Source organism: Parasphingopyxis sp. (genome assembly GCF_028279465.1).
Lineage (GTDB): Bacteria > Pseudomonadota > Alphaproteobacteria > Sphingomonadales > Sphingomonadaceae > Parasphingopyxis.
Genome location: NZ_JANQNS010000017.1, coordinates 75,927 through 87,908, shown reverse-complemented (window position 1 = coordinate 87,908; position 11,982 = coordinate 75,927). Strand labels below are relative to the sequence as shown.

At 64.1% G+C, this 11,982-nt stretch carries 11 protein-coding genes; 10 read left to right on the top strand and 1 reads right to left on the bottom strand.

Annotated elements, in window-relative coordinates; translation table 11 throughout:
* The first annotated feature begins 102 nt into the window (after nucleotides 1–102).
* The 4 genes from Q0974_RS14110 (at nucleotide 103) to Q0974_RS14095 (ending at nucleotide 4,346) form a co-directional block, all read left to right on the top strand.
* The gene (locus tag Q0974_RS14110; RefSeq protein WP_299328941.1) at nucleotides 103–807 is read left to right on the top strand and encodes a hypothetical protein; all 705 of its coding nucleotides are present in this window, start codon (nucleotides 103–105) and stop codon (nucleotides 805–807) included.
* A 76-nt stretch (nucleotides 808–883) separates the two neighbouring features.
* Complete coding sequence (locus Q0974_RS14105) at nucleotides 884–1,798, top strand: sulfite exporter TauE/SafE family protein (protein WP_299328937.1); 915 nt, start codon at nucleotides 884–886, stop codon at nucleotides 1,796–1,798.
* On the top strand, nucleotides 1,795–2,577 hold the full coding sequence (locus Q0974_RS14100) for a TIGR02186 family protein (protein ID WP_299328934.1): 783 nt from the start codon (nucleotides 1,795–1,797) through the stop codon (nucleotides 2,575–2,577). Before Q0974_RS14105 ends, Q0974_RS14100 begins: the two co-directional genes overlap by 4 nt.
* A 155-nt stretch (nucleotides 2,578–2,732) precedes the next feature.
* Complete coding sequence (locus tag Q0974_RS14095) at nucleotides 2,733–4,346, top strand: DUF87 domain-containing protein (protein WP_299329018.1); 1,614 nt, start codon at nucleotides 2,733–2,735, stop codon at nucleotides 4,344–4,346.
* Nucleotides 4,347–4,564: 218 nt separating this feature from the next.
* Here Q0974_RS14095 and Q0974_RS14090 read toward each other — a convergent pair whose 3' ends face one another.
* Nucleotides 4,565–6,139: a M23 family metallopeptidase gene (locus tag Q0974_RS14090; protein ID WP_299328932.1), complete on the bottom strand. Its 1,575-nt coding sequence runs from the start codon at nucleotides 6,137–6,139 to the stop codon at nucleotides 4,565–4,567.
* Between the two features lie 202 nt (nucleotides 6,140–6,341).
* Here Q0974_RS14090 and Q0974_RS14085 point away from each other — a divergent pair, with 202 nt between their 5' ends.
* The 6 genes from Q0974_RS14085 to Q0974_RS14060 all read left to right on the top strand — a co-directional run bounded on the left by Q0974_RS14085 (nucleotide 6,342) and on the right by Q0974_RS14060 (nucleotide 11,982).
* Nucleotides 6,342–8,885, top strand: coding sequence for a helicase-related protein (locus Q0974_RS14085; protein ID WP_299328930.1), 2,544 nt, complete (start codon nucleotides 6,342–6,344; stop codon nucleotides 8,883–8,885).
* Nucleotides 8,882–9,166, top strand: a complete 285-nt coding sequence (locus Q0974_RS14080; protein WP_299328928.1) for a S4 domain-containing protein — start codon at nucleotides 8,882–8,884, stop codon at nucleotides 9,164–9,166. The genes Q0974_RS14085 and Q0974_RS14080 overlap by 4 nt, the downstream gene beginning before the upstream one ends.
* Before the next feature lie 58 nt (nucleotides 9,167–9,224).
* Nucleotides 9,225–9,563 carry a ferredoxin FdxA gene (gene fdxA / locus Q0974_RS14075; protein WP_299328925.1) on the top strand — a complete coding sequence of 113 codons (339 nt, stop codon included), beginning with the start codon at nucleotides 9,225–9,227 and terminating at the stop codon, nucleotides 9,561–9,563.
* A gap of 88 nt (nucleotides 9,564–9,651) precedes the next feature.
* Complete coding sequence (locus Q0974_RS14070; RefSeq protein ID WP_299328922.1) at nucleotides 9,652–9,873, top strand: amphi-Trp domain-containing protein; 222 nt, start codon at nucleotides 9,652–9,654, stop codon at nucleotides 9,871–9,873.
* 256 nt (nucleotides 9,874–10,129) lie between these two features.
* The gene (locus tag Q0974_RS14065) at nucleotides 10,130–10,687 is read left to right on the top strand and encodes a CarD family transcriptional regulator (protein WP_299328920.1); all 558 of its coding nucleotides are present in this window, start codon (nucleotides 10,130–10,132) and stop codon (nucleotides 10,685–10,687) included.
* Nucleotides 10,688–11,004: 317 nt separating this feature from the next.
* Nucleotides 11,005–11,982, top strand: a complete 978-nt coding sequence (locus tag Q0974_RS14060; protein WP_299328917.1) for an oxidoreductase — start codon at nucleotides 11,005–11,007, stop codon at nucleotides 11,980–11,982.

Genomic DNA, 11,982 nt, shown 5'->3' with positions numbered 1-11,982 from the left:
ATTGCACGGCCGACTTTTTCGGGTGTGTCATCGACATACCTCCTCCCCGAACCATCCGAGGCCCCGTCCGCTGATGCGCCGGCAACCAGAAGGCAGTCGCAGATGGCCAGTGCAGGGCCGCCTTCTTCCGGCATTTCTTTACCAGCCCAGCAAAGCGCCCGCCGACGCTTCAGCCTGTCCGCCTGGGTCCAGTGGCGATCCGGTGACGGCTTTGGCGCGCTGTCCGGCGATGGCGAGCTGGGCGGCAGCCAGATGGGATTGCGCGCCCGCTATCGCCTGCTGCGCCTGGCCGGTCTGGATATGGCGGCGACCGCCCGGCTCTCGCGGCCGATCGAGCGCGGCGAGGGTGGCGAAGCGGCCATCGGGTTTTCCCTCCGGCCCACCGAAGATATTCCGGTCGCGTTGATCGCGGAGCGCCGCATCGCGCTCGACGCGGGCGGCCGGAACGCCTGGTCGCTCGGCATGGTGGGCGGCGTCAGCCGTGCGCCCCTGCCCTTCGGTTTCGAACTCGATGGCTATGCGCAAGCGGGCGTCGTCGGCGCAAACAGCCGCGATCTCTATGGCGATGCCGCGCTGGTCGTATCGCACCCGATCGCGATCGATGATCGCAGAACGCTATCGCTGGGCGCAGGCATCTGGGCCGGCGCGCAACCTGGCGTCTCGCGCGTCGATATCGGGCCGGAAGCCAGCATCCGGTTGCCCATGGGCGATGGCGGGGCACGTCTCTCGCTGGGCTGGCGGCAGCGCGTCGCCGGGTCCGCCGCGCCGGATTCCGGACCGGCAATCACCCTCGGCGCCGATTTCTAGACGCCTCGTCAAATGGCGTTCATCGCGAACACGGCACCTTCCGCTCTCCCGCCAAAATCGGTAGGCCAGAACCGGCATGGATATTTATCTCCCGATCGCTGAAATCTCGGTCAATGCCTTCCTCATTATCCTGCTCGGGGGCGCGGTCGGCATATTGTCGGGCATGTTCGGCGTGGGCGGCGGTTTTCTGACGACGCCATTGCTTATCTTTTCGGGTATCTCCCCGGCTGTAGCCGTCGCCTCGGCGACCACCCAGATCACCGGAACAAGCGTCTCCGGCGCGGCCGCCCATGCCCGCAGCAAGGGCGTCGATTTCCGGATGGGTGGTGTGCTGATTGTCGGCGGCATTTTGGGCACGATCTTCGGCGGTCTGACCTTTCAGCAATTGCAGATCGCCGGGCAAATCGATCTCGTGGTCGGCATACTCTACATCATCCTGCTGACCGGGATCGGCATATTGATGATCCGCGAAGCCTGGATCGTCATCCGGGCGCGGCGCACCGGCATTCCGATCAAGCCGCCCGCGCGCCGGCATCATCCGTTGGTCGCCGCGCTGCCGGGGCGGTGGCGCTTCTACGGTTCGGGTCTCTATATCTCGCCGCTGGCGCCGCTCGGCGTCGGCTTCGCCGTCGGCACCTTGACCGTGATGCTCGGCATCGGCGGCGGCTTCATTCTCGTGCCGGCTATGATTTATCTGCTCGGCATGTCGACCCGCGTGGTGGTCGGCACATCGCTCTACCAGATCGTCTTCATCGCGGCAGCGACGACAATGGTCCATGCGTTGACGACGCAGGCCGTCGATATCGTGTTGGCGACTTTGCTGCTGCTTGGCAGCGTTATCGGGGCGCAGGTCGGCACGCGGCTCTCGACCCGGGTCAATCCCGAATGGCTGCGGCTTTTCCTCGCGGCGCTCGTTATCATCGTTGCCGTGCGCATGGCGCTCGGGCTCGGCTGGCGCCCCGACGAAATCTATTCGATTCAGATCACATGAAACGGTCCGGCTTCTTCCCGCGCATAGCGCCCCTGATCCTCCTGCTGGTCGCCGTGCCGATGCTGATGGGTCAGGCGCGCCCCCGGCTCGTGCCCGCCGTCGACCAGGAGCAGATCGAGATCATCTACAGCTTCACCGGCGCGGAGCTGATGGTCTATGGCGCTATCCTCTATCCAGGCGGCCAGGTGCCCGAAGATCCGGTCGATATCGTCGTCGTACTCAAGGGCCCCGAACAGTCGATCCTCGTCCGCGAAAAGCAGCAGCGCATGGGTATCTGGATGAACGCCGCGCAAGCGCGTTTCCGGTCCGCACCCGCTTTCTACGCGCTGGCGAGCGCGCGACCGATCGACGACATCGTCGACGAACGCACCGCCGCGATTTACGAGCTTGGCATCGACAGTTTGCAACTGTCGCCGGCCAGCGCCAACCCGCCCGAAGAAGCCGCGCGTTTTGACGAAGGACTTGTCGATCTGCGCGCGCGCAACGGCCTCTATGTCGAACAGGTCGAGGCGGTCGAGATCACCGAGGGCGTGCTCTACAATGCCCGCATCTCGATCCCGGCCCGGGTCCCCGTCGGCGATTACACGGCCGAGACCTTCCTCATTCAGGACGGACGCGTGCTGGCCGGCGAGGTCCGTGAAATCCGGATCGACAAGTCGGGTTTCGAACGGTTCGTCGCCACCGCGGCGGCCGAAAACGGTTTTCTCTATGGCCTGGCGGCGGTGCTGGTATCGCTGATACTGGGCTGGATAGCGGGATTGATCTTCCGCCGCCTCTGAACACGCCGCGAGACGGTAAGCGGAATGTTTACCCTTTTTCCCTAGGCCGAACAGTCGATGTATCACGGACTGTGAGAGCAAAAATGGACGAAATGGGGGTTTTCCGGCCGGTTGCGGAGGATGAAGACACGCAAACGGCATCGCTGGACGGCGGAATGGTCGCCCGCGATAAAGGGCTCGTCATCGGGCGTGTGACCGAGATTGCGGGCTCCGGCTCGCGAATCGCCGTCGACGCCGCCTTGCTCAACCAGGTCCGCTCGGACCCTGATCCGACGCTCGCCATGGCCGGACAGGTTGGCAGTCAGGTCAAGATCCGTGTCGGCAATAGCTGGCTCGTCGCCAATATCCGCACGCTCGCTGCCAACCCGAACGACGAGAAATTTGTCGATGCCCATATCGATTTTCTCGGCGAGGGCATCGTCGTCGAAGGAACGAGCCGGGTCAAAGGCTTCCGCCGCGGCGTTACGCGCTTCCCGATTCCGGGATCGCCCGTCATGGCAGTGTCAGACGCCGATATGCGGCAGATGTTCGCCACCGAAAGCCGGCCGCATATCGAGATTGGCAATGTCTATCCAACCAAGGATATCCGCGGCGCGCTCTATATCGACGCCATGCTCGGCAAACATTTCGCCGTGCTCGGCTCCACCGGCACCGGCAAATCGACGAGCGTTGCGCTGATCCTGCATCGGATCTGCGAACTCGCGCCGGAAGCCCATATCGTCATGGTCGATCCGCACGGCGAATATAGCGCCGCGTTCAAGGGCGCGGGCGAGATTTTCGACGTCAACAATATCCAGCTGCCCTATTGGCTCATGAACTTTGAAGAACATTGCGAAGTGCTGGTCACCACCTCGGGTGCGGACAAGCAGCGCGACCGCGATATCCTCGCCAAATGCCTGCTCAAGGCGCGCGGCAAGAGCCGTCTGGCGGATGAAATTCCGCAGCTCACGGTCGACAGTCCGGTGCCCTATCTGCTGTCCGACTTGCTGTCTTTCATCGTCGCCGAGATGGGCCATCTCGATTCCGCGAACGATACCGCGCCCTATATGCGCCTCAAGAGCAAGCTCGAGGAGCTGAAGGCCGATCCGCGTTACAGCTTCATGTTTTCCGGCATGCTGGTCGCCGATACGATGGCCGAGTTCATCTCCAAAATTTTCCGTCTGCCGGGCAACGGCAAGCCGATCTCCATCGTCGATGTGTCCGGCGTTCCGTCGGACATCTGCTCGGTCGTCGTCTCCGTGCTGTCGCGCATGGTGTTCGATTATGCGATCTGGTCGCGCAACGAAGCGCAGCGCCCAATCCTGCTCGTCTGCGAAGAGGCCCATCGCTATATTCCGGCCGGTCATCTCGAAGCGGAGTCTGCGGTCGGCGAAATTCTGAGCCGGATCGCCAAGGAAGGCCGTAAATATGGCGTATCGCTCGGGCTTGTGACGCAGCGTCCGTCGGACCTTGCCGAGGGCGTGCTATCGCAATGCGGCACGATTCTCTCGATGCGCCTCAACAATGATCGCGACCAGGCCCATGTCCGCTCGGCCATGCCCGAAGGCGCGCGCGGCTTTCTCGATGTGATACCGGCGCTCAGGAACCGCGAATGCATCGTCTGCGGCGAAGGCGTTTCCGTGCCGATCCGCATCGCCTTCGACAATCTCGAAGAAGAAAAACGCCCGGCATCGAGCGACCCGGTCTTCTCCGAACTCTGGACGCATGTCGGGGACGAAGAGGGCATCGTGAAACGGACGATCAAGCGCTGGCGTAGCCAGGGAAGATAATCTCTCAGAATTTTTCTAGCGGAAAATCGCGACACCGGGATTCATTTGTCAGAACGTTGCTGCGCAACGTCGCGGCACCGGCCCGCACCCCCTCCCGACCTCCCAATGAGTTTACCCTGTGGGAGGTCGGGAGGGGGTGCGGGCCGGTGCCGCGCTCAACCGATAGGTTGAGTCTGACAAAAAGACTCCTTGAAACACAAATTTGTAATTGGCGCGTACTAGCTCCGCGAGCGTTCCGGCCGCCGATTTGCGCGTGACGCAACTTCCGGCTCCTCGCGGTCTTCGCGCCGCGCCAATGCTGCGCCGGGCTCGACTTCGAGCAGGTTGGCCAGCGTCGCGCGGAAGCGGCGCAGCTCGTCGCCGGTAATCCGCGCCTGGCGCGTGAAGCTGACGGAGCGCGGATCGACCTTCCGGCCGTTGCGGATCAGCTCATAATGAAGATGCGGGCCGGTCGACATGCCGGTCGAGCCGACATAGCCGATGATCTGGCCCTGGCTGACCCGCGTGCCATTGCGCGCAAGGATCCGGCTCATATGGCCATAGGCGGTCTGAATGCCGCTGCCATGATTGATCCGGACATAATTGCCATAGCCGCCGCGGCGCCCCGAATAGTTGACGGTGCCCGATGCCGCCGCGCGGATCGGCGTGCCGGTCGGCGCGGCGATGTCGATGCCCGTATGCATGCGGCGATAGCCGAGGATCGGATGGCGGCGCATGCCGAAGCCCGAGCTCAGCCGTCCGTTGACCGGCATCAGCATCTGGCCGGTTCGCTGGCCGACGCCCGAGGCTTCGAACCATTGATCCTCGCCATCGACCGACCAGCGCAGGAGCTGCGTCTCACGTTCGCCGCGTTCGAGGCCGGCATAGATCAGCCGGCCAATTTCGGTTTCGCCGGTTTCGGCGCGGCGATGCTCGACGATGATGTCGAATACCGCATCGGCGCCGACATCGCGATTGACCGACAGCCGCGTGCCAATCGCGCGCAGATATTCCTGGATGGCGGCGGGCGGGGCGCCGGCGGCGCGCGCCGAACGATAGAGGCTCGCGCCGACCCTACCACGGATACGCAGCGGCGTATCGTCCACCGCGATCGGAATTTCGTTGAGCCGCAGTGCGCCATCGACGCGCGCGACTTCGAGTTTCAGATCGAAGCGCGCACGAAAGGCAATCTCATCGACGGGGCGCGGCACGGTTCGGTTGGGCCGGCGGCCGAGAACGATCGACATGACCGTGCCAGGCCGGACATCGGACATGGGCACGGCGCCCGTGATCATTGCCTCAAGCTCGGCCGCTTCGCCGGACGAAACGCCGGCGCGCTGCAGAACGCCGCGCAACCCGTCGCCGCGACCCAGCGTGGCGGTCAGCTCGATACGCGGGCGCTCGGGTGTTCCCGCCAGCGGCTCTACCGCTTCGGTCGCCGCCATGCGGCGGCCGGTATCGCCGCCCAGCGCCAGCGGGGTGATCGCCTGGGCACGGGCTTCGTCCCATTGCGCCTCGTCCATCGGTTCGGCGATTGTCGGAATGGCCTCAACGCTGGGTGCGAGAAACATCGTCGTTGCGCATAATGCCGCGCAGGTCGCCGCGCCGCGCCACCAGGTCTTGCTGCCGACCTGCGCGCCCAGATCGACGATCAGATCGAGATCGCGCCAGCGACCTGCGCCAGTGGATTTTCCGAACACTTTGCGGAAGCGCGAACCGGTTTCGCCGCGCCCATCCGGCGGCACGGTGGAATCGAAGGAAAGCGCGGCCGTGCCGGCTCCCTGACTGCCTTCGAATTCGTTGCGATGATACAAACCGACCCCGCTTATCGCCTGATTTAGTCCGGGCGTAATCCGGTTCGACCGTTGTGGTTAAAAAGCGTTAAAGTCAAATTAAGCCAGGACCGAGCGAATCCCCGATGCGGCGAACCGTTAACAGTCGACGATGGGCCGAATCCGGCGACTTTCCCGGCGCTTACGACTTGCGCCCGCGCACCGCATCCCCGATGTTGCATTCATGAGCAATTTTGCCCGCGCGCCGCTCGCCGCCGTGCTCGGACCGACCAATACCGGCAAGACGCATCTCGCTGTCGAACGCATGATGGGCCATGCGAGCGGCATGATCGGCTTTCCGCTGCGCCTGCTCGCGCGCGAAGTTTACGATAGAGTGGTCGCGGCCAAGGGCGCGGACAGCGTCGCGCTGATCACCGGCGAAGAGAAGATCGTTCCCGACAAGGCCCGCTGGTTTCTCTGCACCGCGGAGTCCATACCGCGCGAACGCGACACAGCTTTTGTCGCGATCGACGAGGCGCAGCTCGGCGCGGACCCCGAGCGTGGCCATGTCTTCACCGATCGCCTGCTCCATATGCGCGGCCGCGAGGAGACAATGATCCTGGGATCGGACAGTCTGCGGCCGATGCTCGCGGCGCTCGTCCCCGATGCCGATATCATTTCGCGCCCGCGCTTTTCGACGCTCTCCTATGCGGGACCCAAGAAGCTCTCCCGCCTGCCGCCGCGTTCGGCCATCGTCGCGTTCAGCGCGGAGGAAGTCTATGCGGTCGCCGAGATGCTGCGCCGGTTACGCGGCGGGGCGGCGGTCGTGATGGGCGCGCTCTCCCCGCGCACCCGCAACGCGCAGGTCGCCATGTTCCAGGCTGGCGAGGTCGACTATCTGGTCGCGACCGACGCGATCGGCATGGGGCTCAATATGGACGTCCATCACGTCGCTTTCGCTTCGCTCAGAAAGTTCGACGGGCGCCGCCGCCGACGGCTGCATATCCATGAAATGGCGCAGATCGCCGGACGCGCCGGGCGGCATCAGCGCGACGGCACCTTCGGGACACTGGGACTCGAAGGCGCGGATCATGCGCAATTCACCGATGAAGAGATCGAACGGATCGAGGCGCATGAATTTCCCGCTCTGCGGCAGCTCTATTGGCGCGACGGCGATCCCCGTTTCGATACGCTCGATACGCTGATCGCGGATCTCGAAGCCGGCCCCGAAGACGATGTGCTGCGCGCAGCGCCCGAGACGGTCGATCTCGCGGTGTTGAAGAAGCTGGCCGCAGAACCCTGGGTGCGCGACCGCACGGGCGACCCCGCCATGGTCGAACGGCTTTGGGCCGCCTGCGGCCTGCCCGATTTCCGCAAGACGGGCGCGGACGGGCATGCCCGGCTCGTCGGGCGGCTGTTCCGGCATCTCTCGGAAGGCGAAGGCCATATCCCTTCATCCGTGTTCGCGCAGGAAGTCAGTGCGCTCGAAAACCTCTCCGGCGATGTCGAGACGCTGGCCGGGCGGCTCGCCGCGATCCGCATCTGGGCCTATGTCGCGCATCGGGCGGACTGGCTCGCCGATCCCGAAAAGGGCGCCAGTCGCGCCGCCGCGATTGAACAGCGCCTTTCCGACGCGCTGCATGACAGCCTGACCCAGCGGTTCGTCGATCGGCGTACGACCATATTGATGCGCGATATCGGCGCGAAGGGCGAAGACGCGCTGCCGGTGCGGGTCGATGCCGAGGGCGTGGTTACCGTCGACGATGAACGGATCGGCACGATCACCGGCTTCCGCTTCACGGTCGATCCCGGCACCAATCATGCCGATACCAAACGCCTGCTCGCCGCGGCGGAACGGCGGCTGGGCGGCGAATGGGCGGAGCGCACCGCCGCGCTGACGGCCGATGACGATATGGCTTTCGCCCTGGTCACGGAGCCGGACGCGCCGGTTCGCCTCGCATGGCATGATGCCATCGTCGCGCGGCTTGCGCCCGGCAAAACCCTGCTCACGCCGGAGATCGCGCTCGACAAGAGCCTTGCCGCACTGACCGCGGATCAGAAGGTGCGGATCATCGAGCGGCTCCGTGCTTGGCTGGACGCGGCTATTGGACGCGCGCTCGGTCCGCTGCGCAAGATCGACGCCGTCCTCGGCGCGGAAAAGACGGACCCCGCGATCCGCGCGCTGCTTGCACCGCTCGTCGAGGCGGGCGGCATCCTGCCCCGCAAGACCGCGCTCGGACCCCTCGGCGCGCTGGACAAACAGCAGCGCCATCGGATCGGACGGCTCGGCCTCACGATCGGCGCGCTCGACATTTTTCACGCCAAGCTGCTCAAGCCCGAAGCGGTGCGCTGGCGGCTGGCGCTGGCGTCGGTCGCGAACGGTAAGCGCATGCCGGAACTGCCACCCGCCGGCGCCACGCTCCTCCCCGAACCCAAGGGCAAGACGCTTGCCGCATGGCGCAAAGCGGGCTTTCGCGGCTTTGCCGGGCAAATGCTTCGGATCGACATGGCCGAACGCGTCGCCCGGGCGGCGCATGACGCGCGCAACGGCAAAGCGCCTTTCGCGCCCGATCCGGCACTGGCGACATCGCTCGGTCTCAGCGATGCGGCACTCGCCCGGCTGATGCAGGCCCTGGGGTTTCAGCAGGCCGCACCCGCCACCGAAGACGCGCCCGCCCAATGGGTGTGGCGCGGCCGCCGCGCGCCGAAGCCCAAACGCCGCAAGCCCGCGCCCGGCAACGCCTTTGCCAAGCTCGCCGAACTCGATCTGGGTAAAGGCGGCGGATGAGCGCGGACGGGCTCAGGATCGACAAGTTCCTCTGGTTCTCGCGGCTCACCCGCACGCGCAGCCTCGCCCGCAAGATCGCCGAGAAAGGCCATATCCGCTGCGACGGCCGCCGCATCGATCGCGCCCATGCCATGGTGCGCGTCGGCGATGTGCTGAGCGTACCGATGCCGAACGGCGTGCGCGTGATCCGGATCATGTCCCTGCCCGAACGCCGCGTGTCCCCCAAGCTGGTAGAAGAGATTTACCGCCGCGTAGAAAGGATCGCCGACAACAGGCGTTGACGCGGGCGTCATCTCATGGCTAGCAGAATCCACGCGACCAGTGAGGAGAGCCGCGCCAATGACCTATGTCGTCACCGATGCCTGCATCAAATGCAAATATATGGACTGTGTGGAAGTCTGTCCGGTGGACTGTTTCTACGAAGGCGAGAATATGCTCGTCATCCATCCAGCCGAATGCATCGATTGCGGCGTGTGCGAACCCGAATGCCCGGCCGAGGCGATCCTGCCGGACACCGAACCGGATCAGGAAAAATGGCTCGAGCTGAACGCTAAATTCTCCGAAGAGTGGCCGAACATCACCCAGAGCCGCGAAGCGCCCGACGATGCCGACAATCACAAGGGCGAAGAGGGCAAGTATGAGAAATATTTCTCGCCCGAACCCGGCGAAGGAGATTAAGGGCGGGGCGCGAAGCGGGACGCTTTTCGACATATCGCTGTAACAGCTATCGGCCATGATATCCGGACCCATCGACCCGGAGACCATCATGGCCACACATCGCGACGTCACCAAGAGCTATTCCGACAGCCAGCACATCGAGAAGCTCGAGCGGCTCGTCGCCTGCATGAAAGAAGGCAAGGCGTTCGAGATCCAGGTCGATAATGAGCGTATCCGGGTGCCCGCGCGGGCGGAATTCTCGATCGAGCATGAGCGCGGCGACGGGATGGAGGAGCTGGAATTCCAGTTCCGCTGGACCATCGAAGACTGACGCCAACAGCCCGTCCGGCGTCCGCTCGGAGGCCCCGCGCGCCGCAGCATTCTGCGGGCCTCGCACCCATTGCCGCAGCGCAACACTGGATTTTTTCTTACGAATCTGTTACATAATGTCTCGAAGCGGGAACATTTGTATCCCGCGATTTGGCTAACGTACGGAAAAGGCTGGAAAAATCGATCGCGCAGGCATGGCCCCGCAACGGGATGCTGCACGATTCGCTCAGCCCACCGTCTAGAAAGGTCGTATCTACATGGCGAGCAAGGCTTTGGACTTCGAAGTCGGAGATTATGTCGTTTACCCCAAGCACGGCGTCGGCCGCGTGATCGAACTCCAGAATGAAGAGATAGCGGGCATGCAGCTCGAACTCTATGTTCTGCGCTTCGAAAAGGAAAAGATGACGCTGCGGGTGCCGACCAACAAGGCCGAAGGCGTGGGCATGCGCAAGCTCTCTTCGGACAAGACGCTGAAGGACGCGCTCAAGACGCTCGAAGGGCGGCCCAAGGTCAAGCGCACCATGTGGTCGCGCCGCGCCCAGGAATATGAAGCGAAGATCAATTCCGGCGACCTCTTGCAGATCGCCGAGGTGACGCGCGACCTGTTCCGCGCCGACGATCAGCCCGAGCAGAGCTATTCGGAGCGCCAGATTTTCGAAGCGGCCTCGAGCCGGCTCGCGCGCGAACTCGCGGCGATGGAAAAGACGGACGAGCCGACCGCGCTGGAGAAGCTTCTCGTCATCCTGAACAAGGCGGCCAGCCACTGGAACGCCATCAAGGAAGAGGAAGAAGCGGCCAAGGAAGCGGCCAAGTAACATACGATCTCATTGCGAGAGCGGAAAAGCCCGGCCGAGCCCCTGTAGTTCGGCCGGGCTTCTTCTTTGAAGCCCCTCTCCCTTGATGGGAGAGGGAGGGGCCCACCGGCCATGCCGGTGGGAGGGTGAGGGTGATCTCTCGGTTAGGCAAATGACCATCGGATAGATCACCCTCATCCAACTCCGACTAGCCAGCACGCTGGCAAGTCTCCATATCAGTTCGGGGTGAATAGCATCCCATGCTATTCAGATCATGCTGGGGGCATGATCGACCCCGAACTCCCATCAAGGGAGAAGGGTTGAGAGGAGATTCGCCGATGGCAGTTGCAGACCAGGTACCAACGGATTCGGGTTTTCCAGCCAAGACAGACGGCGCAGTCGTTATCGCCGATATCGACCTTGCGGGCAAAACCGCGATCGTCACCGGCGGCTATAGCGGGATCGGGCTGGAGACGGTCCGCGCGCTGGCGGCCAAGGGTGTGAAGGTGGTTGTGCCCGTGCGCTCGCCGGAAAAAGCGGCGGATGCGCTGGGCGGCATCGACGGCGATGTCGCGAGCGCGCCGATGGATCTGGGCGATCTCGCTTCGGTGCGCCGCTTCGCCAACGAGATGACCCGCGCGCTCGACCGGCTCGATCTCCTTATCAACAATGCCGGGATCATGGCGAACCCGGAGACCCGCGTCGGCCCCGGCTGGGAATCGCAGTTCGGCACCAACCATATGGGCCATTTCGCGCTGACGCTCGGCCTGATGCCGCTCATAGAAAAGACACCCGGCGCGCGCGTCGTCGCCCTCTCCTCGACCGCGCACAAGATTTCCGACATCCGCTGGGACGATATCCAGTTCGAGAGCGGCGAGTACGACAAATGGCAGGCCTATGGGCAGGCAAAGACCGCCAATGCGCTGTTCGCCAATGCCCTGAACCGGCGGATGCGGGATGCGGGCGGCCTCGCCTTCGCCGTCCATCCGGGCGGCATCTTCACCCCGCTCCAGCGGCATTTACCGCACGAGGAACAGGTGGCTTTGGGCTGGCTCAACGAAGATGGCTCGCCGTCCGAACTCGCCAAGGCCGGTTTCAAGACGCCCGAACAGGGCTGCTCGACCACTCTATGGGCGGCAACCTCGCCCAAGCTCGACGGCAAGCCCGGTGTCTATTGCGAAGATTGCGACATCGCCGCCCCAACTGACCCCGAAAACCCCATGGCCCGCTACCGCGGCGTCGACGCGCATGCGTGCAGCGACGAGAGCGCCGAGCGGCTGTGGGCGGTGAGTGAGGGGTTGCTGGCGGAGGTTTGA